Consider the following 23,826-nt stretch of genomic DNA (forward strand, 5'->3'; position numbering starts at 1 on the left):
AGAGCGGCGCGGGGGTCGTAGGGTCGGAACCATGACCGACCAGCGCATCCCGACGCCCATGGACGACCTCGCGGAGGAGTGGCTCGACACGCTCCTGACGCTCGAGCCGGAGCTGCACATCCACCTCGGCCGGCCGGGTCACGAGTCCGAGTACGCGGACCGCTCCCCCGACGGGGTCGCCGCCTACGCGGACGCCGCCCGCGCCGCCCTGGCCCGCGTGCGCGCCACCGCGGTCGAGGACGACACGGACGCGATCACGCGGGCCGAGCTGATCCGCACCCTCGAGCTGGACGTGGAGAAGATCGAGGCCGGCTTCTGGCAGCGCGACCTCAACGTGATCGCCTCCCCCAGCCAGGACTTCCGCGACATCTTCGACCTCATGGGCACCGAGACCGAGGACGACTGGTCGCACGTGGCCCGGCGGATGCAGAACGTCCCGGCCGCGATGTCCGGGTATCTCGCATCGCTGCGCATCGGCATCGCCGCGGGCAACGTCCCGGCCATCCGCCAGGTGCGCGAGGTCGCCGCCCAGGCCCGCAAGCAGGTGGGGCCCGACAGCTTCTTCGCTGCGCTCGCCGCGCGGGCGGACGTCCCGGCGTCCCTCAAGGCCGATCTCGACGCCGGCGCCCGGGCCGCCTCCGAGGCGTACGGGACGATGGTCGAGTTCCTCGAGAACGACCTGGCCCCGGTGGCGCCCGAGCAGGACGCCGTGGGTCGTGAGCACTACGCGCTGGCCTCGCGGGCGTTCGTCGGCGCCGCGATCGACCTCGACGAGACCTACGAGTGGGGCATCGACGAGCTGCGCCGCATGGTCGAGGAGCAGGAGCGCATCGCCGGCGAGATCGTCCCCGGCGGTGGCGTCGCGGACGCGATCGCGCACCTGGAGAACGACCCCGCGCGCAAGCTCCACGGGACCGAGGCGCTGCAGGCCTGGATGCAGGAGACCAGCGACCGGGCGGTCGCCGACCTCGGCCGGACCCACTTCGACATTCCCGAGCCGATGCGCCGGCTGGAGTGCATGATCGCGCCCACCGAGGAGGGCGGCATCTACTACACGCCCCCGAGCGAGGACTTCCAGCGCGCGGGACGCATGTGGTGGAGCGTGCCCGAGGGCATCACCGAGTTCGACACCTGGCGCGAGCTCACGACGGTCTATCACGAGGGCGTCCCGGGCCACCACCTCCAGTGCGGCCTCGCGGTGCACAACAGCGCCCAGCTCAACGGCTGGCGCCGGTTCAGCTGGAACTCCGGGCACGGCGAGGGGTGGGCGCTGTACGCCGAGCGCCTCATGGCCGAGCTCGGCTACCTCGACGACCCGGCCGACCGGCTCGGCATGCTCGACGGCCAGCGCATGCGCGCGGCACGGGTGGTGCTGGACATCGGGGTCCACCTGCAGAAGCCGAAGCCCGACGGCACCGGCACGTGGACGGGCGAGGACGCGTTCTCGTTCATGGCCCAGCACGTCAACATGAACGACTCGTTCGTCCGCTTCGAGGTCAACCGCTACCTCGGCTGGCCCGGGCAGGCGCCGTCGTACAAGGTCGGGCAGCGGATGTGGGAGCAGCTGCGTGACGAGTGGGTCGCGGCCCACGGCGCCGATCCGCAGTCCGGCGGGCTCAAGGAGTTCCACCGCCAGGCGCTCGCGGTCGGCAGCATCGGCCTCGGCACCCTGCGCTCGGCCCTCCTCCCCTAGCCCCACTCCCGCTGACGGGAGACTCCCGCCTGCTGAGGGGAGAGTTGCGCCCGGCGACGGGAGACTTGCGCGCGGTGAGGGGAGACTCCCGCCCGCTGACGGGAGAGTTGCGCGCGGTGACGGGAGAGTTAAAGCCTCCCCTCGGCGGACCGAAGCCTCCCCTCGGCGGACCGAAGGCTCCCCTCAGCGCGCGGGAGTCTCCCCTCAGCGTGGGGGGGGGTCAGGCGGGGGTGGGGTCGGGGCGGCCCTTGCCGCCCTTGCCGCCCGAGCCGTCGCCGTCCTCGTCGTCGTCCTCGGGCAGGCGGCAGGCCCGCTCGAGCAGGAGCCCCGCGATCATCAGCAGCAGGCTCGCGCCGGCCGCGGCCAGCCCGCGGATGAACCGCTCCCGGCCCAGCATCGCGTCGAGGCTGTCGATGTACGCCAGCGCGAAGCCGCCGTAGTAGCCCGCGACGAGCGCTCCGACGATCGCCGAGGACTTCGCGAGCGACAGCATCTTGATGCCGTGGTCGGCGGTCATGCGTTCGTGCTTCTTGTGCAGGGTCTGCCACGTGCTCCACGCGAACATGCCGACGACGACGGCGCCGGCGAGAAGCAGCAGCGGCGCGATCCACCCGAGGCGCGGCGGGGTGCCGTCGAGGCGGACGATCAGCGGTGGGGTCAGCCGCCCGCCGATCAGCCCGAGGCCGAGCAGCGCGACGATCAACAACACCGGTGTCGGTCGGGACATCCTCATGGCTGCACGATCATCCCCGCGAGATCAGAGAAGGATCTCGAGATCCTCGCGCTTGACGACGCCGCCCGTGTCGACGTCGGCGATCAGGTCGGCGACGAAGCCCTTGCCCGGGATCTCACCCTCGGGGTCGATCTCGAGCCACGGCACCAGCACGAAGCCGCGCTCGTGGGCGCGGGGGTGCGGAAGGACGAGGTGCTCGTCGGACGCGATGCGGTCACCGACGACGATCACGTCGACGTCGAGGCTGCGCGGCGCTCCCGGCTCGGAGCGCTCACGGCCGAACGCGTCCTCGATCGCGAGTGCGCGGTCCAGCAGCGTGTGGACCGTCAGCGTCGTGTCGATCAGCACCACGGCGTTGAGGAACTTGCCGGAACCCTCGGGCGCACCGACCGGCTCGGTCTCGTACACCGACGAGATCGCGACGATCGTGACCTCCGGAGTGTCCTCCAGTGCGGACACGGCTCCCTGCAGCCGTTCGAGCCGACCACCCAGGTTGGATCCGATCGCCAGGACGGCCTGACGGATGGGGCGCATGCCACCAGTCATCGTGTCGGCGTCGAGGACGTACGGCGTGGGTGCTTCGGTCACAGTTTGCTCCGCTCTATCGTGACGGCGACGTCTTGGAACGTCACCGCGATGGGCGCTTCGGGTTTGTGCACCGTCACGCTAGCCCATCGGACCGCTTCTTCGGCCAGGCACAAGTCCACCATACGGAGCGCGACCGTCTCGATCAGGTCGACGGGGTCGCTCACGATGGCGTCGTGTATCTGCTGCGCGAGGACGCCGTAGTGGACGGTCTTGGTCAGGTCGTGCTCGCGTGCTGCCGGGCCCAGGTCGAGGCCGAGGCTGACGTCCGCGATGAACGTCTGGCCGTTGCGCCGTTCGTCCTCGAACACCCCGTGGTGCCCGTGCGCGGCGATGCCGCGCAGGTCGATGCGGTCGAGTCCCTCGGGAATGGCCATTCAGCGGTCCTCCGTGCCCAGGTCGGCGATCGGGGAGGCGTGGCGGGACCAGAACTTCCAGTCACCCGCCGTCCTGCCTCCTGACGGGTCACGGACCAAGATACTGGTGCACAGCGCCTTGCCTCCCGCGAAGGCGTCCGGGGACGACATCCCCTCGCCCGAGAGGATGTTCTCGGTGCAGACGATCACGGCCATGGTCGGCTCGTCGTCACCGAGGGGGAACGTCGTGACGTCGATGTCGGTGAGGAAGAACTGGATGTAGCTGACGTTGGCCATCAGCACGGTCCACGACCGGAGCACCGCGCCCGTGCCCCGCAGCGGGACGGCCCCGGGATGGACGCAGGACACGCGCGGGTGGTCGACCCACAGCGTGGCCATGAGGTCGGCGTCGCCGGTCTCGACGGCGTCGTAGAAGGCCCGGTGGACGGCCAGCGCGGTCTCGCTCATCGCCGTCCCTCCTGCCGCAGGCGGGCGGCGACGCGGACGGCGTCCGCGGACGGGGCCGGGTCGTGGACCCGGATGCACCACGCGCCGGCGGCCGCGGCCAGCGTGGTCACGGCGGCCGTGGCCGCGTCGCGACCGTCGACGGGCCGCAGCACGCCGTCGTCGGCCAGCAGCTCGCCGAGGAAGCGCTTGCGGCTCGCGGCGACCAGCACGGGGAAGCCCAGCTCGACGAACGCGTCGAGGTGCGCGAGGACGGTCCAGTTGTGCTCGCCGGTCTTGGAGAAGCCCAGGCCCGGGTCGATGACGATGCGCGACGGGTCCACCCCGGCCGCGATCGCCCCGTCCACCTGCTGGCCCAGCTCGGCGCGGATGTCGGCGACGACGTCGTCGTAGTGCGTGTGCTGCTGCATCACGGCGGAGTGCTCGCGCCAGTGCATGAGCACGATCGGCGCCTCGGTCTCGGCGGCCACCGAGCGCATGTCCGGGTCGGCACGACCACCCGACACGTCGTTGATGACCTGGGCGCCGGCCTCGAGCGACTGCCGGGCCACCGCGGCACGCATCGTGTCGACGGACACGACCACGCCCTCGGCGACGAGACCCCGGATCACCGGAAGGACGCGGCGCAGCTCCTCGTCCTGGTCGATCCGCAGCGCACCCGGACGCGTGGACTCGCCGCCGACGTCGACCAGGTCCGCACCCTGCCTGACGAGCTCCAGACCGTGCCGGATCGCGGTGTCGGCGTCCAGCCACCGGCCGCCGTCGGAGAACGAGTCCGGCGTGACGTTGACGACGCCCATGACGAGGCAACGGTCCTGGGGAAGGCCGGGCAGCACAGCGGGCCTAGCGAGCCGTGATGAGGCCCATGGCCTCGGCGCGCGTCGCGGCGTCACGCAGCTGGCCGCGGACGGCGCTGGTGACGGTCTTGGCTCCACCCTTGCGCACGCCACGCATGGCCATGCACAGGTGCTCGGCCTCGATGACGACGATGACGCCGCGCGGCTGCAGGGTGGACACGAGGGCCTCGGCGATCTGCGTCGTCAGGCGCTCCTGCACCTGCGGCCGGCGGGCGAACACGTCGACCAGCCGGGCGAGCTTGGACAGGCCCGTGACGTGGCCCGCCTCGGCCGGGATGTACCCCACGTGCGCCACCCCGAAGAACGGCACCAGGTGGTGCTCGCACATCGACCACATCTCGATGTCCTTGACCAGCACCAGCTCGTCGTGACCGACCTCGAAGACGGCCGTGAGGACGTCCTCGGGGTCCTGGTCGAGGCCCGCCAGCAGCTCGACGTACGACTTCGCGACGCGCCGGGGGGTGTCGCGCAGGCCCTCACGGTCGGGGTCCTCGCCGACCGCGTAGAGCAGCTCGCGCACCGCCGCCTCGGCGCGGGGCAGGTCAACCGTCACGGCACGTCGGGGTTGTCGTGGATCGGCGGACCGGCCGGCGGCGGCGCGTCGACGCCGCTGTCGGGACCGACCGTGATCGGCGTGCTCTCCTGGCCGCTGTAGGACTTGCCGGGGATCGTGGCAACCGGCGGACGCGAGTCGGGCACCCGGCTCTCCGAGCCGGTCCACGCCGGACGGACGGGGCGACGGACGAGCGGCTCGAAGATCCGGGCCACCTGCGCCTTGTCGAGCGTCTCCTTCTCCAACAGCTCGGTGACGAGCGTGTCGAGGACGTGGCGGTTCTCGTTGAGGATGTCGAACGCCTCCTGGTGGGCGAAGGTGATCAGCTTGTTGATCTCCTCGTCCACGACCGCGGCGACGGCCTCGGAGTAGTTGCGCGCGTGGCCGATGTCGCGGCCCAGGAACGGCTGGCCCTCGTTCTCACCGAGGCGGACCGCGCCGAGGCGCTCGGTCATGCCGTACTGGGTGACCATGGCCCGGGCCAGGTTGGTGGCCTTCTCGATGTCGTTGCCGGCACCGGTGGTGGGGTCGTGGAACACGAGCTCCTCGGCCGCGCGGCCGCCCAGCATGTACGCGAGCTTGTCGAGCAGCTCGGCGCGCGTCTGGGAGTACTTGTCCTCGTCGGGCAGCACCATCGTGTAGCCGAGGGCACGACCGCGGGGCAGGATCGTGATCTTGTGGACCGGGTCGCTCTGCGGCAGCGCCGCGGCGACGAGCGCGTGCCCGCCCTCGTGGTACGCCGTGATGCGTCGCTCGTTCTCGTTCATCAGTCGGCTGCGCTTCTGCGGGCCGGAGATGACGCGGTCGATGGCCTCGTCGAGCGCCGCGCTGTCGATCGTCTTGGCGCCGTTGCGGGCCGTCAGCAGCGCGGCCTCGTTGAGGACGTTGGCCAGGTCGGCGCCGGAGAAGCCGGGGGTGCGCCGGGCGATCGCCTCGAGGTCGACGCCGGGTGCGATCGGCTTGCCGCGCGAGTGGACCTTGAGGATCTGGGTGCGTCCGGCGAGGTCGGGCGCCTCGACGCCGATCTGCCGGTCGAACCGGCCCGGGCGCAGCAGCGCGGGGTCGAGCACGTCCGGACGGTTGGTGGCCGCGATGAGGATGACGCCGCCGCGGACGTCGAAGCCGTCCATCTCGACGAGCAGCTGGTTGAGGGTCTGCTCGCGCTCGTCGTGACCGCCGCCCATGCCGGTGCCGCGGTGGCGTCCGACGGCGTCGATCTCGTCGATGAAGATGATGGCGGGGGCGTTCTCCTTGGCCTGCTCGAACAGGTCCCTGACCCGGCTCGCGCCGACGCCGACGAACATCTCGACGAAGTCGGAGCCCGAGATCGAGTAGAACGGGACGCCCGCCTCACCGGCGACGGCGCGCGCGAGGAGCGTCTTGCCGGTGCCGGGAGGTCCGTAGAGCAGGACGCCCTTGGGGATCTTGGCGCCGACGGCCTGGAACTTGGCCGGCTCCTGGAGGAACTCCTTGATCTCGGCGAGCTCCTCGATCGCCTCGTCGGCGCCCGCGACGTCCGAGAACGTGGTCTTGGGGGTGTCCTTGCTCATGAGCTTGGCCTTGGACTTGGCGAACTGCATGACGCGTCCGCCGCCGCCCGCGGCGTTGTTCATCAGGAAGAAGATGAGACCGAAGATGAGGATGAAGGGAAGGATGCCGATCAGCAGCGAGACGAACGGGTTGGTCTTGGGGACCTCGACGTCGAAGGTCTTCAGCTTCTTGTCGTCGACCTCCTGCTCGGCCTGCTGCACCAGACGTGCACCCTGGTCGCCGAGGAACTTGGCCTTGACCTTCTTGCCGTCGTTGAGCGTGGCCTGGATCTGCTGGTCACCCTCGACGAAGGTGACGTCCTTGACCTTGCCGCCCTCGAGGTACTTCACCATCGTGGCGGTGTCGACCTTCTTGTAGCCGTCCGCGGACGACGAGAAGGACACGACGGTGATCACGATGACCGTGATCAGGAGGATCCAGAGCCAGGGGCCCTTGAAGAGGCGCTTGAAGTTCATGTACGGCGTGGAGCGGGTCCACTCCTCCTCATGTGCTGGTCGGTAGTCGAACGGTACACGGCACCGTCCCCTAGTTGAACGTACTCAAACCCCACAGACGTTCCCCAATTCAGTTCGCCCGGAGCGAAACTGCCGGTGCCGCCAGCGCGTCGGAGGTGTGTCTCAGGAGTAGACGTGCGGTGACAGGGTGCCGATGCAGCGAAGGTTGCGGTACCGCTCGTCGTAGTCCAGGCCGTAGCCGACGACGAACGCGTTGGGGATGTCGAAGCCGACGTACTTGACCTCGACGTCCATCTGCTGCGCTTCGGGCTTGCGCAGCAGCGTGGCGATCTCGACGGACGCCGGACCGCGCGACCGCAGGTTGGTGATGAGCCACGACAGGGTGAGCCCGGTGTCGATGATGTCCTCGACGATCAGGACGTGGCGGCCGTTGAGGTCGGTGTCCAGGTCCTTGAGGATGCGCACCACACCGGACGACTTGGTGCCGGAGCCGTACGACGACACCGCCATCCAGTCCATCTCCACGTGGCGGTCCAGGCTGCGGGCCAGGTCGGCCATGACCATGACCGCGCCCTTGAGGACACCGACCAGGAGCAGGTCCTTGCCCTCGTAGTCGGCCTCGATCTGGGCCGCCATCTGCTTGAGCCGGTCGACGATCTGCTCCTCCGTGAAGAGGGTCTGATCGAGGTCCAGGTCGCTTTCGACATGCTTGAGATCCACAGGTTCACTGTCCCACAGGGGTCGCAATGAAGGTGAGGGAAGGGCCCCTCCGGCCGGCGCTGACCCCGCCCGGCAGCTCGATCCGCAGCTGACCGTGCCAGTCGGTGACGAGGCGGTCGAGACCGGCCAGGTGCACCGCGCCCAGAGCCGCCGGGTCGGCACCGGCCGCGAGGGCGGCCCGGCGCAGCACGCGGGAGCGCAGCGCAGGCGGCAGCGACGCCAGCGCGCGGACGTCGTGCGGGTCGCCGACCTGGGCCGCGAGGTCGTCGAGCAGGTCGTTGTCGGCGCGGAGCTGGTCGGCCGTGCGGGCCAGGGCGGCGGCCACGCCACCGCCGAGGACGTCCTCGAGCACCGGCATGACCTCGGTGCGGATCCGCGAGCGACGGTAGGCCGGGTCGCTGTTGTGCGGATCGACCCACCAGGAAAGTCCCGACGCCCGGCAGATCTGCTCGGTGTCGGCGCGGCGCAGGGTGAGGAACGGCCGCCGCCAGAGGCCGTCGCGCCCGACCATGCCGGCGATCGACCGCGGGCCGGAACCGCGCCCGAGGCCCAGGAGCACGGTCTCTGCCTGGTCGTCGAGGGTGTGGGCCAGCAGGACCGCGTCAGCGTCCGCGCGCTGCGCGGCGGCGGCCAGTGCGCAGAGGCGGGCCGTGCGTGCTGCGGCCTCCGGTCCCCCGCCGGTCCCCACCTCGACCGCGACCACCTCGGCGTCCACCCCGAGCGTCCCCAGCTGGGCCGCCGCCGTGGCGGCCACCTCGGGGGAGCCGGTCTGCAGGCCGTGGTCGACGACCACCGCACGCAGGCTCCAGGCCTCCCGCGACGCGACGAACGCCGTCACGGCGGCGAGGGCGAGCGAGTCGGCCCCTCCGGAGACGCCGACGACGAGCCGGGAACCCGAGCCGAGATCGGCCAGCGCCCGGCGCACCTCGTTGCGACCGGTGGCGACCGCAGGGTCGAGCGCGCCTCCCACGGGCGTCTCAGCCGTGGACGCGCTTGACCCACGACGCGGGGTCGAGGATCTCGGACTTGTCGGGCAGGTTCGCCGGCTCCGCCCAGACGGCGTTGAAGCCGCTGAGACCGACCCGGTCGTTGACCTCGCGGACGAACACGGCGCCGTCGCGGTACTGCCGCATCTTCGCGTCGAGGCCCAGCAGGCGGCGCATCATCTTGTCGAGGCTGCCGACGCCCTTGCGGCGCTGGTTGAACTTGCGGCGGATCTCCGCGACGCTCGGGATGACCTCGGGGCCGACTCCGTCCATCACCACGTCGGCGTGCCCCTCGAGCAGCGACATGATGCCGGTCAGCCGGTCGACGACCTGCTTCTGCTTCTCGTTCTGGAACAGGTCGGTCAGGGACGCGTCGGAGTCACCGCGGGCGATCTTGACCACCTCGCCGAAGCCGTCGGTGACCGCCGAGGACAGGGACGACGGGTCCAGGTCCGTGGCGTCGACGAACTCGTCGATCAACGACCGCATGTGCCCGCGCATCCAGTCCACGGCGGTGAACTGCACGCGGTGGGTCTCCTCGTGCAGGCACACCCAGAGCCGGAAGTCGTGGGGATCGACCCCGAGCTGGCGCTCGGCTTGGACGATGTTCGGCGCGACGAGCAGCAGCCGTCCCCCCTCGCCGTGGGGTCCGTCCCAGAACGGGTCGAACTGGCCGAGCACCTTGGTCGACATGAACGACATGAGCGCACCGAGCTCGGCTCCGGTGACCTTCGAGCCGATCGAGCGGGTGACGCCGTTCGACATCGGGCTCTTCTCGGCGAGCTTCGTCAGGACCGGGTCCATCATGACCCGGAACGTGTCGATGTTGGCCTCCATCCAGCGGGGCCGGTCGACGACGAGCACGGGGGCGGTCGCGGAGGTGGCGTGCAGGTCGCTGAACTCGCGGACCGGCGCCTCGGACCTGGCTGCGCCCTCGCGGAGCTCCGCGACGGCCTCGTCCACCTCGGCCGCGGACATCTCGGGACCGGGCTTCGACAGCTTCTTGGCCGTGGTGAGCGCGAGCTTCCAGTCGATCATGCCCATTACGGTACGCGGAGACCGAGCGAGCGCAGCGAGAGAGCGTCGGAGCGCGCCAGCGGAGCGTGAGCGATCGCGGCGAAGCCGCCAGCAGCGAGGCGCGCAGACCGAGCGAGCGCAGCGAGAGAGCGTCGGAGCGCGCCAGCGGAGCGTGAGCGATCGCGGCGAAGCCGCCAGCAGCGAGGCGTGGCGAGACAAGGGGCTCGAGCAAGCCCCGGACCCACCCCCCGTCGCCTCGCTCCGCTCACGCTCGGCCGCAGGCGGCCTCACTGGCGACCGAATGCAGCCGCAAGCGGCCTCGCTGGCGACCGAAGTCAGCCGCAGCGGCAGGCGGCGATGGCTGCCGCGACCTTGTCGACGGCGGCCTGCGCCGCGAAGGGCTGGTCCTTGTCGGTGCGGTCGGCCATCACCGCGAAGATCACCGGGCGACCGTCGGCGTCGACGGCGTAGCCCGCGAGCGAGTGGACGCCGGTGAGGGTCCCGGTCTTGGCGCGCACCGTCCCGAGCGCGGTCGGCAGCTGCGCGAACCGGTTGACGAGGGTCCCGGTGAATCCGCTGACCGGCAGGTCCGCGAGCAGCCCGGACGTCCGTGAGGACGCGGATGCCGCCAGCAGGGTCTGGGCGAGGGTGAGGGGCCGGATGCGGTTGCTGCGCGACAGGCCGCTGCCGTCGGTGAGTCGCAGGTCCGAGACGTCGACGTCCGCCGCCTCGAGGGCCGCGCGCACGGCCTGCGTGCCGCCGTCGAACGTCGCGGGCCGGTCGTTGGCGATCGCGACCTGGCGCAGGACCACCTCGGCCGCCTGGTTGTCGCTGGTCCTGATCAGGGACTCGACGACCTCACCGATCGTCGCGCCGCGCACCACCGCGACCTGGCGCGCGCCGGCGGGCGTCCTCGTCGCGGCAGGACTGCCCGTGACGGCGATCCCCCGCTTCTCGAGGAGGGTGGCGAACGTCTGCGCGGCCGCACGTGCCGGGTCGTCCGCCCGGACGCCGTTCTCGACGCCCTGGTCGGCCCACAGCGAGCTGACCGGCGTCACGACGTTCTCCGCGACGTACGACGGCCGCCACGCCGGGCTCGCGGCGGGGCCCGTGAACAGCGACGCGTCGTAGCCGAGGCTGACGCGCGCGACTCCGGCCTTGCGGAGGGCGTTCGCGGCGCGCCGGGCCAGGGTCGTGAGGTCGCCGCGGTGGACCCCGTCGCCCTTGGCGGCTGGCTTCGTGGCGAGGTAGGGGTCACCTCCGCCGACGAGCACGAGCCGGTCACCCGAGCGGACGACCCGGGTCGCGAAGCGCGTGCCGGGCTCGATCGTTGCGAGCGCGGCGTACCCGGTGAGCACCTTGGTGGTCGACGCGGGCACGAACGCCCCGGAGCCCGACGACGCGAGCACCTTCCCGTCGTCCGGCGAGATCGCGGTCAGCCCGACGTGCGGGCCCAGCACCCGCGCCCGCAGCAGGGGGTCGACCGCGGCGGCGAGCTTGGCCGCGTCGACGGGCCCGGACGCCCGGGGAGACGTCGGGGCACCCGGAACGGCAGGGGTCGTGTCGATCGCGAGCGACTGCGGGGCGATCACGTTGGACGGCCCGCAGTCGCCGTCGCAGATGAACCTGTTGAGGTCGCCGCGCTGCCAGAGCGCCGACCCGCCGAGCACGACGGCGGCGATCACGACCACGGGCACCGCGAGGGACAGGAGCGTTCTCCCGACCCTGATGTCTCGTCTGGCCGCCACGTGCGACAGACTATAGAGAACCCCGTGACGCGATGCCTCTGGCGCGCGCACCCGATTACAACCGCCGGAGGCACCAGTGATTTTCGACGTCACCGTGGAGATCCCGAAGGGCAGCCGCAACAAGTACGAGGTCGATCACTCGACGCACCGGATCCGCCTCGACCGCACGCTCTTCACCGCGACGCAGTACCCCGCCGACTACGGCTTCATCGACAACACGCTCGGGCTCGACAGCGACCCGCTGGACGCCCTCGTGCTGCTCTCGGAGCCCACGTTCCCGGGCTGCGTCATCTCGTGCCGCACGATCGGCATGTTCCGCATGACCGACGAGGCCGGCGGAGACGACAAGGTGCTGTGCGTGCCCGCGAAGGACCCGCGCCAGCAGCACCTGCGCGACATCCACCACGTGCCGGAGTTCGACCGTCTCGAGATCGAGCACTTCTTCACGGTCTACAAGGACCTCGAGCCCGGCAAGTCCGTCGAGGGCTCCACGTGGACGGGTCGCGTCGAGGCCGAGGCCGAGATCCAGGCGAGCTACGACCGGTTCAAGGACAACGGCGGATACTGATCCGACACGCGGCCTGAACGCCGCGAGGTGAGGTGGCAGCCACCTAAAATTCTTTGGTGCTGTCGCCCCTCCGGACTCTGTCCATCGTCCTGGGGACCCTCATCCTCGTCGGCGGTCTCGCGGCCCCGGCGTCCGCACGCCCCGGCCAGGTCGGCACCCCGTACGTCACCGCGTCCACGCCGCACTCGCTGACCGTCAACTGGCCGCCGGCACCCGGCGCCCGCCGGTACAAGGTCACGTACGCGAGCAGCCCCTCGAAGGCCCACCGCAGCTCCGCGCACGTCAAGGTCTCCAAGAAGCGCCGGACGACCGTGCGCCTCACCGGGCTGCGCAAGGCCAAGCGCTACTGCGTCACGGTACGGGCGGTCACCCGCCACGGCACCGGCCCGCGGTCGCCCGCGCACTGCTCCTTCACGATGCGCAGGTCGCTGCGGCCGCAGGGCTCGACCGTCTCGGTGGCGACGTTCAACGTCTGCGCCGCCGCGCCCAACTGCCGTCCGTGGCGTGGCCGCGAGCGGGCGATCGTCCGTCGCATCCTCGACGCCGACGCGGACGTCGTGGCCGTCCAGGAGTCGACCCGTCGCTCGGCCGAGCTCGCCCGCCTGCTCGCGCCGTACGGCTACGCGCGGTACAGCGACGACCCCGGCCGCGACGACGAGACGCTCTACTACCGCACGGCGAAGCTCCAGATGAGCACCGTGCCGGTCACCCGGTCGACCTGCGAGCACGACCCGTACGTCGGTGACGACGACACGTCCGTGTGGGAGGCGCCGCGGCACTTCGACGACGCCACGGGCCAGTGGTACCTGCAACGTGACGGCGCCTGGTTCACCGAGGTCGACCTGTGCCGTCCCCGCACCAAGAACGTCGCGTCGCGGGGTCGGTTCGGCTCGCCCACCGGGGCGACCGCCGCCTGGGCCTCGCTGCGGGTTGTGGCGACCGGCAAGACGTACCTCTTCGTGTCCGCGCACCTCACGCACTCCGCCACACCGAAGGCCGTGCGCCTGCGCCGGACCGAGACCCGCCAGCTGATTGCCAAGGCCACGCGGGTCGCCCGCGGGCGCGCCGTCGTGTTCATGGGCGACTTCAACTCGTACCGCGGCCTCAACGACACCCCTCGCCGAGAGATGGCCCGTCAGGGCTGGTTCGACGCCTATGACCGCTCGGCGACCTACACCCGCCCGTTCCTCAGCAGCCTCAACGGCTGGGACACCCGCGCCCGGACCCTGGGCATCTGGGGTGGGCACATCGACCGGATCTTCATCCGCGGCACCGTCGGATCGACCGCCTGGAAGGTCGTGGCGCGCACCAAGAACCGTCGCTACGCCGGCACGAAGGCGTCCGACCACAACCCTGTCCGGGCGACGCTCCACCTTCCCTGATCTGCGGTGCAGGCGCAGACTGTGTCGATGACGCACTGGTCCCGGATCATTCCTGCCGTCCTGCTGCCCCTCTCGCTCCTCGCCGCGGTCCCGGCCGGGGCGGCGACGAAGCCGGCGCTCAAGGTCACCGTCGTCGCGCAGGGCCTGCAGCTGCCGTGGGACCTCGCGTTCCTGCCCGACCGCTCGATGCTGTTCACCCAGCGCGACAGGAAGACGCTCAGCCTCCGACGGACCGACGGCACCATCCGCAGGATCTTCACCGCGCCGAACCACATGTGGTCGTCCGGCGAGACCGGGCTCATGTCGGTGGAGGTGGCCGCGGACTTCGCCAGGACCCGCGCGTTCATGACCTGCCACGGCTACCGCAAGCCCGGCGGCCGTCCCGAGGTGCGGGTCGTGCGCTGGCGGCTGAACCGTGCCGCGACCGGCGCGTCGTACGTCCGCACCCTCGTCGCGGGCATGCCGTCGTCGGGCGGGCGCCACGGCGGGTGCGCGCTGGTCAAGGGCAGCCGCAACCAGCTCTACATCGGGACGGGTGACGCGGCGACCGGCCGGAACCCCCAGTCGCTGGGCTCGCGCGGCGGCAAGGTGCTGCGGGTCGACGCGACGACCGGCAAGGCGGTGTCGACCAACCCGTACGTCCGCAGCAGCAACAAGACCAAGCGGCGCATCTTCACGTACGGCCACCGCAACGTGCAGGGCCTGGCCCGGCGGGCCGACGGCTCGATCTGGTCGGTCGAGCACGGCAGCTACCGCGACGACGAGGTCAACCGGCTGGTGAAGAAGGCCAACTACGGCTGGAACCCGGTGCGCCGCCGGTCGGGCGACCCGGCGTACAACGAGGGGGCGAACTCCCCCATGACCGACCACTCCATCCCCGGGCGCCAACGCTCGGCGGCCTGGCGCTCCGGCAACCCGACGGTCGCGACCAGTGGTGCCGCGTTCGTCGGCAGCTCGTGGCGCGGCTGGAACGGTGCGCTGGCGGTGACGGCCCTGAAGGACGAGTCGTTGCGGCTGCTGCTGTTCAGCACGTCCGGCCGTCTCCGCGAGACGTGGAAGCCTGCGGCGCTGGACGGCCGGTACGGACGCCTCCGCGGAGCGGTGCGCGGGCCCGACGGGGCGCTCTACCTCACGACGTCCAACGGCTCGGACGACAAGATCCTCAAGGTCACCGCGACGGGGTGACCGTCAGTCCGCCGTGCCCTTGAGCAGGGCCCGCATCGTGTCGGCGAAGACGCCGACGTCGATCGTGTGGTCCAGGGACCGCAGCGTCCCGAGCCCGATGCCGAGGCTGAGCAGCGTCGTCGCGGCCTGGTCGGCGTCCACCACGTCGGCCAGCCCGGCCTCGGTCGTGACCTGGCGGACGAGATCGGCGATCGCCGCTCGGATCGCACGGTGGCGCTTGACCAGCTCGGTCGCGACGTACGGGCTCTGCCGGGCGATCGCCCCGAACTCGACCTCGAGGGCCGTCCACCGCGGCTGCCCGAGGCCTTCACGCGCCCAGGCCGCGAACGCCTCGATGCGCCCGTCCAGGTCGGTGTCGCGGCTGAACGCGTCGACGACGCCGGCGATCTGCTCCTCGTGGATGCTGTCGAGCACCGCCATGCACAGCTCCTCCTTGCCGGAGAAGTTGGAGTACACGGCCCCCTTGGAGAAGCCTGCGCGCACGGCGACCTTGTCGAGCGAGGTCGCCCCGTAGCCGTCGTCGAGGAACATCTCACGGGCCACCGCGATCAGGCTCTGCCGCGTCTGCGCCTGGCGCGCCGCGCGCGTCGTCCTGGGTCCCTCGACCGTCACTGCTGCTCCTTCTTCGTCGGACCGATGGTGGTCCACGACACCCTTGCATCGCTCTCGGATACCGATAGTATCTGAAACGTGATCAGAAAAGACATCGTCATCATCGGTACCGGATTCTCCGGCATGGGCATGGCCATGAAGCTACGGGCCTCCGGCCGTGAGGACTTCGTCGTGCTGGAGAAGGCGCAGGACGTCGGTGGCACCTGGCGCGACAACACGTACCCCGGGTGCGAGTGCGACATCCCCAGCCACATGTACTCGTTCTCGTACGAGCTGAACACCGACTGGAGCAAGAGCTTCTCTGGCCAGCCGGAGATCTGGTCGTACATGCGCAAGGTCGCCGACGAGCAGGGCATCCGGCCCTACATCGACTTCGGCGTCGAGGTCACCGGCGCCACCTGGGACGAGGACCGGCGGGTCTGGACCATCCGCACCGCGTCCGGCGAGGACTACGAGGCCCGATTCGTCGTCGCCGGCGTCGGCGGCCTCCACATCCCCAACATCCCCGAGATCACCGGGGCGGAGACGTTCGAGGGGCCCCGGTTCCACTCGGCGCAGTGGGATCACTCGGTCGACCTCAAGGGCAAGAAGGTCGTGGTCATCGGCACCGGTGCGAGCGCGATCCAGTTCATCCCGATCATCGCGCAGGAGACCTCGCAGCTCACGGTCTTCCAGCGCACTCCCCCGTGGGTCCTGCCCAAGAACGACAAGCCCACGCCCGAGTGGCGCAAGAAGCTCTTCGCCAAGGTCCCCGGCGCCCAGCGGGCGTACCGCGACGCGCTCTACTGGGGCCTGGAGGCGCGCGCGATCGCGTTCAACGGACACCTCAACGTGCTGCCGTTCGCGGAGAAGATCGTCAATCGGTACCTCGCGAAGAAGATCCCCGACCCCGAGCTCCGGGCGAAGCTGACCCCCGACTACCGCCTGGGCTGCAAGCGGGTGCTGCAGTCCAACACGTACTACCCGACGTTCCTGCGCGACAACGTCGAGCTCAGCACCGACGGGGTCACCGAGATCCTCAGCGACGGCGTCATCGACGGCAACGGCGTCAAGCACGAGGCGGACGTGATCATCTACGGCACCGGCTTCCACGTCATCGACGCGTTCGACTACCTCGACATCAAGGGCAAGGGTGGCGTCGACCTGGCCTCGCAGTTCCGCGAGGAGGGCGTCGAGACCTACCTGGGCATGATGGTCAGCGGCTTCCCGAACCTCGCGTTCATGCTCGGGCCGAACACCGCCCTCGGCCACAACTCGGTCGTGTTCATGATCGAGCAGCAGACCAAGTTCGTCATCCGCCTGCTCGACGAGATGGACCGGCTCGGTGCGGTGGCCGCGGAGCCCACCAAGCAGGCGCAGGACGAGTTCAACGAGGAGGTCCAGCGCCTCGTCGAGAAGGGCATCTGGACCCAGGGCGGCTGCACCAGCTGGTACCTCGACAGCCAGGGCAAGAACCGCACGATCTGGCCCAAGTTCACGTTCCAATACTGGTGGGAGACCCGCAAGGTCAACGTCCCGGACTTCGCCTGGGAGCAGGCGGCGTAGCTGCGCCCGCTTGCTGCTGTTTCCCAGGAGAACCTAGGAATTGGCGGGGCCTGACCCCGGTTTCTGACACGTCACCCTTGGTACGACAGGGGTGACGTGTCAGGTTCCGGGGTTCTCCTGGGAAACCGCGCCTCCCGGACTAGCGGGGACCGACCTCGGTGACGGTGACGACCGCCTCGCCAGCCTCGTCGGACGCGGCCAGGTCGACCGTGGCGCTGATGCCCCAGTCGCGGTCGCCCTCGGGGTCGTCGAAGGTCTGCCGGACGGTCCACGTCTCGGGGCCCTCCTCGACCATGAACAGCTCGGGCCCGCGGGAGCCGGGTCCGGTGCCGATGTTCGTCGCGAACCCCGACTCGGCCGGGTACTCCTCGCGGTAGGCGGCCATCGCCTCCTGCCAGGCCTCCGCGTCCCACTCGCTGTCCGGCTCGAGTGCCGCGAGCTCGGTCCACCGGCCGAACGCCGCGAGCTCGACCCGGCGGAACATCGCGTTGCGCACCAGCACCCGGAACGCCCGGGTGTTGCCGGTGACCGGGCGCGGCGTCTCGCTCGCCATCGCCTGGGGCCGCACCTCCAGCGGGTCGACGCCGGGCGCGATCAGCGACTCCCACTCGTCCAGCAGCGAGGAGTCGGTCTGGCGCACGAGCTCGCCGAGCCACTCGGTGAGGTCCTCGAGCTCCTCGTTGCGGGCCTTCTCCGGCACCGTGCGTCCCAGCGTCTTGTAGACGTCGGAGAGGTAGCGCAGCACGAGTCCCTCGGACCGGGCGAGCTGGTAGTCGCCGATCAGCTCGGAGAACGTCATCGCGCGCTCCCACATCTCCCGGACGACCGACTTGGGCCGCAGCTCGTGATCCGCGACCCAGGGGTGACCGATCCGGTACGCCTCGTACGCCGCGGTCAGCAGCTCCTCCAGCGGCTTGGGGTGCGTGACCTCCTCGAGCAGCTCCATCCGCTCGTCGTACTCGATGCCGTCCATCTTCATCTCGTTGATGGCCTCGCCGCGGGCGCGGTGGCGCTGGGCGTTGATGATGGGGCGCGGGTCGTCCAGCGTGGCCTCGACGACCGACACGACGTCGAGCGCGTACGTCGGTGCCTCGCGGTCGAGCAGGTCCAGCGCTGCGACCGCGAACGGCGACAGCGGCTGGTTGAGGGCGAAGTTGGCCTGCAGGTCGATCGTGAGCTGGAGCGTGCGGCCCTCCTCGTCGGGCGGGTCGATCCGCTCGACGACGCCGCCGGTCAGCAGCGCGTCGATAATGTCGTCGACCTGCGCGAGCATCCGGTCCTGCGCCTCCTCGGTCTCGCCGCTCTCGCGCAGCAGCCGCTCCAGCGAGGCGCGGGCGTCGCCGGGCCGCGAGATGACGTCGAGCACCATCGCGTGGCTGACCTTCATCCGTGACACGAGGGGCTCGGGGGTGCCGGTCGACAGCTTCTCGAACGTGCCCTGACCCCACGAGACGAAACCCTCGGCGGGCTTCTTGCGGTTGATGCGCTTGAGCTTCTTGGGGTCGTCCCCGGCCTTGCGGACGAGCCGGGCGTTCTCGATCTCGTGCTCGGGCGCCTCGACCACGACGTGGCCGATCGTGTCGTAGCCCGCGCGACCGGCCCGGCCGGCGATCTGCTGGAACTCGCGGACCTGCAGCTGGCGCTGGCGCGTGCCGTCGTACTTGGACAACCCGCTGAACAGCACGGTGCGGATCGGCACGTTGATGCCGACGCCGAGCGTGTCCGTGCCGCAGACGACCTTGAGCAGCCCCTGCTGGGTGAGGGTCTCGACGAGCCGGCGGTAGCGCGGCAGCATGCCGGCGTGGTGGACGCCGATGCCCATCCGGATCAGGCGGGACAGGGTCTTGCCGAACGCCGACGAGAACCGGAAGTCGCCCAGGGCCTCGGCGATGACGTCGCGCTCGGCACGCGTCGCGACCTTGATGCTGGTGAGGGCCTGCGCCCGCTCGAGCGCGGAGACCTGGGTGAAGTGCACGACGTACACCGGGGTCTGGCCGGTCTCGATGAGCTCCTCGAGCGTCTCCTGGACGGGGCTCGAGACGTACTCGCTCACGAGGGGCACGGGCCGCTCGGTCGAGCGGACGACGGTGGTCTCCCGCCCGGTCCGCCGGGTGAGATCCGCCTCGAGCTTCGTGGTGTCGCCGAGGGTGGCCGACATCAGCAGGAACTGTGCGTGCGGGAGCTCGATGAGCGGGACCTGCCACGCCCAGCCACGGTCGGGGTCGGCGTAGAAGTGGAACTCGTCCATCACGACCAGGCCGATGTCGGCCTCGGCGCCCTCGCGCAGGGCCATGTTGGCCAGGATCTCGGCGGTGGCCGCGATGATCGGGGCGTCGGCGTTGACGGCCGCGTCGCCGGTGACCATGCCGACGTTGTCGGCGCCGAAGATCTCGCACAGGTCGAAGAACTTCTCGCTCACCAGCGCCTTGATCGGGGCGGTGTAGACGCTGCACTCGCCACGCGCCAGCGCAGCTGCCATCGCGCCGGTCGCGACGAGGCTCTTGCCGGAGCCGGTCGGGGTCGCCAGCACGACGTTCGCGCCGGAGACGCACTCGAGGATCGCCTCGTCCTGGGCTGGGTACAGCGTCAGGCCGCGGTCGTCGACCCACTTGGTGATCGCCTCGTAGACGGCGTCCTCGTCGTCGGTCACGCCTTTCGGGAGCAGATCGATGAGGCGCATGGGTCCATTGTCCCCTGCGCCCCACGCGGCTGAGCGGTCAGTCGATGATCGCCCGGTTGTCGACCTCGGTGTCGTGGGCGGACGTCGCCACGTCTGCCAGCGCGACGCGCACCTTCTCCAGGGCCGTGGTCAGCCGCTCGACCCCGTCGCGCAGCTTCTGCTGGTACTGCGCGTGGGCGGCCCCGGACAGCGTCGCGTCGCTCCAAGCGGACGTCTCGGCGTCGACCTTGGCCAACGCGTCGGCGACCTGGCGGGCGATCTCGTCGTGGGCGCTGGTCAGGGCGGCACCGATGTCGGCCAGCGCGCCCTGCTCGACGACGAGCGACTTCTCGGCGGTCACTGGCCGGTCAGTCGTCCGGAGATGCGGCTGAACGCGTCCTGCGCGCGTCGGTCGGACTCGGCCGCGCTGACGTCGACCTGGACGAGCTTGGTTGCGTACTCGCCGAGGGTGGGCGACAGCTCCTTGGCCACGGTGAACCACGCGGTGAGCGCCTCGGCGAGACCGGCAGCGGACGCCCCCTTGAACCCGCCGGACCCCGCGGCCGACATGGAGAAGGCCGCCGCGATCGCCGCGGACGGCGTGAAGGCCGGCGCGGTCGACGCTCCCGCCAAGCGCAAGTGGTACGAGAAGATCGGTGCCGGGGTCGCGGGCTTGCTGCAGGGCGCCGGCGAGGCAGTCATGGATCTGCTGACGATGTCCCCGTTCAGCCTGGTCAACATGGTGGCCGACACCTTTCAGCTCTCGTCGGGTGACATGACCCCCGAGGAGTTGGCCGCCAAGTATCGCCTCTCGGTCGAGTCCGTCGGCGACATGCTCGACGCCCTCAAGGACGATCCGCTGGAGTTCGGCAAGCAGCTCGGCAAGGGACTGCTCGACTGGGACACCTGGGCCGACGACCCCGCTCGTGCGCTGGGCCACCTCGTGCCTGACGCCGTCGCGGCGGTCTTCACCGCGGGAGCCGGCACCGCCGTCACGCGGGGGGTCAAGGGCACCGCGGACGCCGCGGACGCCCTCAGTGACATGTCGAGGGGCACGCGCGCCCTCGATGACCTGAGCGATCTCAGCAAGGGTGACGGGCTGGGTGACCTGACGAAGACTGACGAGCTCGCAGGCCTGTCGAAAACGGATGACCTCGGCCGAGCGGACGACGGAGGTGGGAGCTCGCCGTCGCCTGAAGGTCTGAGCAACAAGGAGGCGGCGGACCTCTTCGACATCGACAACCCGACTCAGGACATGAGGGTCTGGCGCGTCTTCGGGGAGGCGCAGGACGACCTCGGCGGCCTCGAGCGCGGCTCTCGCCCGTTCGGCGCGTCGTGGACACCGAAGGATCCCTCAGTGTCCCCCGACTTCCGCTGGGATGCCGGCCTGCCCGACGAGAACCCGGGTCGATTCGTCATGGAGGGCATCCTCCGAAAGCCGGGACACGTCGACGAGGTGCGACCGGCCTTGCCGTTGGACGGCAACCCCGGTGGCTGGCCGGAGTACCTCATCCGGGACGCTCACGAGGCCGTCGAGATCCGATCCGTGTCGGGGCTCAACGGGGACTTCACGTATGGTCCGAGAGGCTGGTCTCCGTGACGACTGACCCGCTGGGCACGTTCTCTACGTCGCGGAAGGACATCCGATGACCACTCCCGATCCTCACCAGCCGGTGGTGGACCTGCGTGCGGCACTGCTCCGCCAGGACGCGGCGGCAGCCAGCGACTTGCTGCGCCGAGTGCCTCTGGCGGTGGCGGTGGCCGAGGGCCAGGCTCGCGTCGGCCTCGCCGACGGCAGACGCGTGCTCCCGGTGTTCCTGTCGCTCGAGTCGTGGAAGGCGTTTGGATCGACTGACGAGGTCCGGCCGCTGCCCGCGGCTGACTTCGCAGAAGTCGTCCGACTGCTTGCCGTCGACTCGATCCTGTTCGACCCGGCTCTCCCCACAGCGATCGAGATCCCCGTGGATGACGTCGTGGCGATGCTCCGTGGTGTCGTCCCCGGCACCGAGGGTGAGTCGCGGATCCTGGGCGACCTGCACGCCCAGGCAGACGTGGCCCTGCGAGACCGTGTCGCCGAGCAGATCTCCGACAGCCTGCCGTCGAAGCTGCTCGGGCGGATATGGGCCTTCTCGCGACTCGCTCCAGCTGGCTCGGTCCCGGTTGTCGCCCTCGCCGCCGGGATCGACGACGCGGATCTCCAACGCGTCGCCGCGGCTCTGCGGGCCTCGGACCTCCCACAAGAACTGGAAGCACTCATCCTCGACGAGAAGCAGACTCGGCTGGCCGACGAGAACTGGCACGACCTTCGGATCCAGCCTTCGCCGTGACCCAACCTTGGCCCTCCGGGCGTCTCACCTCGCTCGCGAGCCTGCGGTCGCTGCCGGGTCACACCGGCATGTCGTTCCGCGGCATCGACCCGGAGTCCGGTTCCAGCGATCCACCGACACGGGCCAGTGTGGGCCTCGTCCCCACGTCCCTCGACCTACGAATAGCCACGGAGAACTTCGCGACCGTTCGGTACTACGCGATCATCGGTAGCGGCGCCCGCAACACCGAAGAGGTCTCTCCTCACCCGCACGAACGTGAGCGCCTCTACCTGCCGCCGAGCAGGTTCGACGTGATCGGGGCCGTGGACCATGACCGAGCCTCCGCCGTGGTGGTCCAGCAGGTGGGTAGCCCGGCGTGGGAGCCGTGGGTGAAGATCCGATCACTCATCGAGCGCCACCTCGAGCTCGCGTGGAATCGCCCCGCAGTCGAGATCGCCTCGCCGGGCAGATTCGTCGGCGACCTGAGCGGGCGAGATCTGCCCTTGCTCCGCCCGTCATTCCTCCAGAACGGAGCCACCGTTCGGGTGGGAAGCCACGAGCACTACGGCTGGACAGAACAGACGTGGACCATCCAAGGACTACATCCCGGCCCGTACGCCGTCCACGAGTTCCTGCAGGTGAGCGCCGACGAGGGTTCCCGCCAGATGTTCCTGCGACGCCGCTTCGACGACCCGGACTGGACGACGACAGCCCCCGGCGAGACCCAGGTGGCGTCATGGCTCGGTCCCGCCCTCCCCGACGGAGAACCCTTTGAGCCAGCTCGTCGCAATCCCACGTCGTGGCTCTACGTCAAGGTCCGATCGTCGTGAAGGTCTGGAACGACGACGGTTACTGGGACATCACGCTGAAGGAGAAGCCATGACAGACGCACCGCCGCCGCGCGAGAGCCCGGAGGCGGCGGCTGCGCGCCTCCTCGGCGCCCTCGCGAAGCTGCCGAAGTACCGCGGGCTCAGCTTCCGCGGACTCGATTCGGCCGCCGCCCCCTACCGGGAGGGCGAAGTCGTGGTGAGCCCCGTCATCATCGCGACCACCATGGACCTGCGCCTCGCGACCCAGAACTTCGCGATCGATCGCGTCCTGGCGATCTTCGGCACCCTCGGGCGCTCGCTCGAGGCCCACTCCCAGCATCCCCAGGAGCGTGAGGTCGTCTATCTCCCGTCCACCGTCTACAAGGTCGGCGAGACCATGCATGTCGACGGCCTCGAGGTCGTCCTGGTCGAGCAGCTCGACCTCGACCGCGACCCGACCGAAGCACGCTGGACGACGATCGAGCAGGTCCGGGCACTCGTCGAGAAGCACGTGCCCCAGGCGCGGAGTCGCCCTGAGGTCGCGATCCCGTCGCCCGGCAAGTTCGTCGGAGCCCTGACATGAGCGCGGCGAGGCACGACCAGATGTGGACCATCGAAGAGCTGTTCCCCGGAACGCGGTCCGCGCGTGGAATTCACATCTCGGTCCGCCGCGGGCGAGAGTTCATCGAGCTGATCGAGGGCACCGACTACGTCAGGGTGCTGACCGACGCACACGACCTGCCCGAGTCGCTCGAGCGCGGCGACTCCCCCAAGGGGCGGTGGGTGCGGCTCGCGAAGGCAGATCTCGACCGACGCTTTGCCCGCAACGTCACCGCGATGTGGGACGGCCAACGGGTGGCGGTCACGGGCAGCACCGGCGAGCTGGCGCACATCGGCTTCAACGGGTCGTCCGAGTGGGCCGAAGAGCACGATCTGCACGGTTCGCAGTACGAGGGCTGGCTCGGCAGCGTGCCGGCGGCCGAGCTGAGCGACGTCCAGGTCGTGGAGAGGGAGCTGTCATGACGGGCACCGAGATGCTGA

At 70.3% G+C, this 23,826-nt stretch carries 25 protein-coding genes; 10 read left to right on the plus strand and 15 right to left on the minus strand.

The features are described 5' to 3' along the window. The first annotated feature begins 31 nt into the window (after positions 1 to 31). A complete protein-coding gene (locus tag C3E78_RS15950; protein ID WP_108580078.1) occupies positions 32 to 1,693 on the plus strand; it encodes a DUF885 domain-containing protein in 1,662 nt (553 codons plus the stop codon). 220 nt (positions 1,694 to 1,913) lie between these two features. On the opposite strand, the gene C3E78_RS15955 is transcribed toward C3E78_RS15950, so the two are convergent. The 11 genes from C3E78_RS15955 to dacB all read right to left on the minus strand — a co-directional run bounded on the left by C3E78_RS15955 (position 1,914) and on the right by dacB (position 11,719). Continuing rightward, complete coding sequence (locus C3E78_RS15955) at positions 1,914 to 2,426, minus strand: DUF3180 domain-containing protein (protein ID WP_108580080.1); 513 nt, start codon at positions 2,424 to 2,426, stop codon at positions 1,914 to 1,916. A 24-nt stretch (positions 2,427 to 2,450) separates the two neighbouring features. Further along, complete coding sequence (gene folK / locus C3E78_RS15960; RefSeq protein WP_108580083.1) at positions 2,451 to 3,014, minus strand: 2-amino-4-hydroxy-6-hydroxymethyldihydropteridine diphosphokinase; 564 nt, start codon at positions 3,012 to 3,014, stop codon at positions 2,451 to 2,453. Further along, positions 3,011 to 3,388, minus strand: a complete 378-nt coding sequence (gene folB / locus C3E78_RS15965; protein WP_108580085.1) for a dihydroneopterin aldolase — start codon at positions 3,386 to 3,388, stop codon at positions 3,011 to 3,013. The genes folK and folB overlap by 4 nt, the downstream gene beginning before the upstream one ends. Further along, complete coding sequence (locus tag C3E78_RS15970) at positions 3,389 to 3,835, minus strand: nuclear transport factor 2 family protein (RefSeq protein ID WP_108580087.1); 447 nt, start codon at positions 3,833 to 3,835, stop codon at positions 3,389 to 3,391. Next, the gene (folP, locus tag C3E78_RS15975; protein ID WP_168217189.1) at positions 3,832 to 4,632 is read right to left on the minus strand and encodes a dihydropteroate synthase; all 801 of its coding nucleotides are present in this window, start codon (positions 4,630 to 4,632) and stop codon (positions 3,832 to 3,834) included. The genes C3E78_RS15970 and folP overlap by 4 nt, the downstream gene beginning before the upstream one ends. 43 nt (positions 4,633 to 4,675) lie before the next feature. Then, positions 4,676 to 5,242 (minus strand): GTP cyclohydrolase I FolE, encoded by a 567-nt coding sequence (gene folE, locus C3E78_RS15980; protein WP_108580091.1) that lies wholly within the window; start codon positions 5,240 to 5,242, stop codon positions 4,676 to 4,678. Beyond that, positions 5,239 to 7,248 (minus strand): ATP-dependent zinc metalloprotease FtsH, encoded by a 2,010-nt coding sequence (ftsH, locus tag C3E78_RS15985; RefSeq protein WP_108580093.1) that lies wholly within the window; start codon positions 7,246 to 7,248, stop codon positions 5,239 to 5,241. Before ftsH ends, folE begins: the two co-directional genes overlap by 4 nt. A 162-nt stretch (positions 7,249 to 7,410) precedes the next feature. Continuing rightward, a complete protein-coding gene (gene hpt, locus C3E78_RS15990; protein ID WP_108580095.1) occupies positions 7,411 to 7,968 on the minus strand; it encodes a hypoxanthine phosphoribosyltransferase in 558 nt (185 codons plus the stop codon). Positions 7,969 to 7,972: 4 nt separating this feature from the next. After that, a complete protein-coding gene (gene tilS / locus C3E78_RS15995) occupies positions 7,973 to 8,938 on the minus strand; it encodes a tRNA lysidine(34) synthetase TilS (RefSeq protein ID WP_108580097.1) in 966 nt (321 codons plus the stop codon). Positions 8,939 to 8,945: 7 nt separating this feature from the next. Beyond that, on the minus strand, positions 8,946 to 9,992 hold the full coding sequence (locus tag C3E78_RS16000; protein WP_108580932.1) for a zinc-dependent metalloprotease: 1,047 nt from the start codon (positions 9,990 to 9,992) through the stop codon (positions 8,946 to 8,948). Positions 9,993 to 10,306: 314 nt separating this feature from the next. After that, positions 10,307 to 11,719: a D-alanyl-D-alanine carboxypeptidase/D-alanyl-D-alanine endopeptidase gene (gene dacB, locus C3E78_RS16005; protein ID WP_159085917.1), complete on the minus strand. Its 1,413-nt coding sequence runs from the start codon at positions 11,717 to 11,719 to the stop codon at positions 10,307 to 10,309. 76 nt (positions 11,720 to 11,795) lie between these two features. Between dacB and C3E78_RS16010 the strand changes: the two genes are divergently transcribed. Genes C3E78_RS16010 through C3E78_RS16020 form a run of 3 tightly spaced genes read left to right on the plus strand, consistent with a single transcriptional unit; the run spans position 11,796 to position 14,854 of the window. Then, positions 11,796 to 12,287 (plus strand): inorganic diphosphatase, encoded by a 492-nt coding sequence (locus C3E78_RS16010; protein ID WP_108580101.1) that lies wholly within the window; start codon positions 11,796 to 11,798, stop codon positions 12,285 to 12,287. 56 nt (positions 12,288 to 12,343) lie between these two features. Then, positions 12,344 to 13,669, plus strand: coding sequence for an endonuclease/exonuclease/phosphatase family protein (locus tag C3E78_RS16015; protein ID WP_159085918.1), 1,326 nt, complete (start codon positions 12,344 to 12,346; stop codon positions 13,667 to 13,669). Positions 13,670 to 13,696: 27 nt separating this feature from the next. Further along, positions 13,697 to 14,854, plus strand: a complete 1,158-nt coding sequence (locus C3E78_RS16020; protein ID WP_135804836.1) for a PQQ-dependent sugar dehydrogenase — start codon at positions 13,697 to 13,699, stop codon at positions 14,852 to 14,854. A gap of 3 nt (positions 14,855 to 14,857) precedes the next feature. Here the strand turns inward: C3E78_RS16020 and C3E78_RS16025 are convergent, their stop codons facing one another. After that, positions 14,858 to 15,466, minus strand: coding sequence for a TetR/AcrR family transcriptional regulator (locus C3E78_RS16025; RefSeq protein ID WP_235833671.1), 609 nt, complete (start codon positions 15,464 to 15,466; stop codon positions 14,858 to 14,860). A 78-nt stretch (positions 15,467 to 15,544) separates the two neighbouring features. Here C3E78_RS16025 and C3E78_RS16030 point away from each other — a divergent pair, with 78 nt between their 5' ends. Further along, positions 15,545 to 17,011 carry a flavin-containing monooxygenase gene (locus C3E78_RS16030; protein WP_108580107.1) on the plus strand — a complete coding sequence of 489 codons (1,467 nt, stop codon included), beginning with the start codon at positions 15,545 to 15,547 and terminating at the stop codon, positions 17,009 to 17,011. A 139-nt stretch (positions 17,012 to 17,150) separates the two neighbouring features. Here the strand turns inward: C3E78_RS16030 and C3E78_RS16035 are convergent, their stop codons facing one another. Genes C3E78_RS16035 through C3E78_RS16045 form a run of 3 tightly spaced genes read right to left on the minus strand, consistent with a single transcriptional unit; the run spans position 17,151 to position 20,240 of the window. Further along, positions 17,151 to 19,691 carry a DEAD/DEAH box helicase gene (locus tag C3E78_RS16035; RefSeq protein ID WP_108580109.1) on the minus strand — a complete coding sequence of 847 codons (2,541 nt, stop codon included), beginning with the start codon at positions 19,689 to 19,691 and terminating at the stop codon, positions 17,151 to 17,153. Positions 19,692 to 19,728: 37 nt separating this feature from the next. Continuing rightward, on the minus strand, positions 19,729 to 20,031 hold the full coding sequence (locus C3E78_RS16040) for a hypothetical protein (protein ID WP_108580111.1): 303 nt from the start codon (positions 20,029 to 20,031) through the stop codon (positions 19,729 to 19,731). Next, positions 20,028 to 20,240 carry a hypothetical protein gene (locus C3E78_RS16045; RefSeq protein ID WP_108580113.1) on the minus strand — a complete coding sequence of 71 codons (213 nt, stop codon included), beginning with the start codon at positions 20,238 to 20,240 and terminating at the stop codon, positions 20,028 to 20,030. Before C3E78_RS16045 ends, C3E78_RS16040 begins: the two co-directional genes overlap by 4 nt. On the opposite strand from C3E78_RS16045, the gene C3E78_RS16050 reads away from it, so the two are divergent. From C3E78_RS16050 to C3E78_RS16070, 5 genes are read left to right on the plus strand one after another with little or no spacing between them, the layout of a single operon-like run. Further along, positions 20,212 to 21,270, plus strand: coding sequence for a hypothetical protein (locus tag C3E78_RS16050; protein ID WP_159085919.1), 1,059 nt, complete (start codon positions 20,212 to 20,214; stop codon positions 21,268 to 21,270). The genes C3E78_RS16045 and C3E78_RS16050 overlap by 29 nt on opposite strands. Positions 21,271 to 21,316: 46 nt before the next feature. Then, positions 21,317 to 21,997, plus strand: coding sequence for an SseB family protein (locus C3E78_RS16055; RefSeq protein WP_108580117.1), 681 nt, complete (start codon positions 21,317 to 21,319; stop codon positions 21,995 to 21,997). Further along, positions 21,994 to 22,806, plus strand: a complete 813-nt coding sequence (locus C3E78_RS16060; protein ID WP_108580119.1) for a hypothetical protein — start codon at positions 21,994 to 21,996, stop codon at positions 22,804 to 22,806. The genes C3E78_RS16055 and C3E78_RS16060 overlap by 4 nt, the downstream gene beginning before the upstream one ends. A gap of 49 nt (positions 22,807 to 22,855) precedes the next feature. Next, complete coding sequence (locus tag C3E78_RS16065; protein WP_108580121.1) at positions 22,856 to 23,368, plus strand: hypothetical protein; 513 nt, start codon at positions 22,856 to 22,858, stop codon at positions 23,366 to 23,368. Continuing rightward, positions 23,365 to 23,808 carry a hypothetical protein gene (locus tag C3E78_RS16070; protein WP_135804837.1) on the plus strand — a complete coding sequence of 148 codons (444 nt, stop codon included), beginning with the start codon at positions 23,365 to 23,367 and terminating at the stop codon, positions 23,806 to 23,808. The genes C3E78_RS16065 and C3E78_RS16070 overlap by 4 nt, the downstream gene beginning before the upstream one ends. Positions 23,809 to 23,826 lie beyond the last annotated feature (18 nt).

The organism is Aeromicrobium chenweiae (assembly GCF_003065605.1).
GTDB classification, from domain to species: domain Bacteria; phylum Actinomycetota; class Actinomycetes; order Propionibacteriales; family Nocardioidaceae; genus Aeromicrobium; species Aeromicrobium chenweiae.

Bases quoted from the DNA above. Each gene is read 5' to 3' on its own strand.
- C3E78_RS16045 (WP_108580113.1), bottom strand. From the start codon at position 20,240: ATGTCGGCCGCGGGGTCCGGCGGGTTCAAGGGGGCGTCCGCTGCCGGT.
- C3E78_RS16055 (WP_108580117.1), top strand. From the start codon at position 21,317: ATGACCACTCCCGATCCTCACCAGCCGGTGGTGGACCTGCGTGCGGCA.
- folP (WP_168217189.1), bottom strand. From the start codon at position 4,632: ATGGGCGTCGTCAACGTCACGCCGGACTCGTTCTCCGACGGCGGCCGG.
- folB (WP_108580085.1), bottom strand. From the start codon at position 3,388: ATGGCCATTCCCGAGGGACTCGACCGCATCGACCTGCGCGGCATCGCC.
- C3E78_RS15970 (WP_108580087.1), bottom strand. From the start codon at position 3,835: ATGAGCGAGACCGCGCTGGCCGTCCACCGGGCCTTCTACGACGCCGTC.
- C3E78_RS16035 (WP_108580109.1), bottom strand. From the start codon at position 19,691: ATGCGCCTCATCGATCTGCTCCCGAAAGGCGTGACCGACGACGAGGAC.
- C3E78_RS16000 (WP_108580932.1), bottom strand. From the start codon at position 9,992: ATGATCGACTGGAAGCTCGCGCTCACCACGGCCAAGAAGCTGTCGAAG.
- C3E78_RS16065 (WP_108580121.1), top strand. From the start codon at position 22,856: ATGACAGACGCACCGCCGCCGCGCGAGAGCCCGGAGGCGGCGGCTGCG.
- C3E78_RS16020 (WP_135804836.1), top strand. From the start codon at position 13,697: ATGACGCACTGGTCCCGGATCATTCCTGCCGTCCTGCTGCCCCTCTCG.
- C3E78_RS15955 (WP_108580080.1), bottom strand. From the start codon at position 2,426: ATGAGGATGTCCCGACCGACACCGGTGTTGTTGATCGTCGCGCTGCTC.
- C3E78_RS15950 (WP_108580078.1), top strand. From the start codon at position 32: ATGACCGACCAGCGCATCCCGACGCCCATGGACGACCTCGCGGAGGAG.
- C3E78_RS16070 (WP_135804837.1), top strand. From the start codon at position 23,365: ATGAGCGCGGCGAGGCACGACCAGATGTGGACCATCGAAGAGCTGTTC.
- ftsH (WP_108580093.1), bottom strand. From the start codon at position 7,248: ATGAACTTCAAGCGCCTCTTCAAGGGCCCCTGGCTCTGGATCCTCCTG.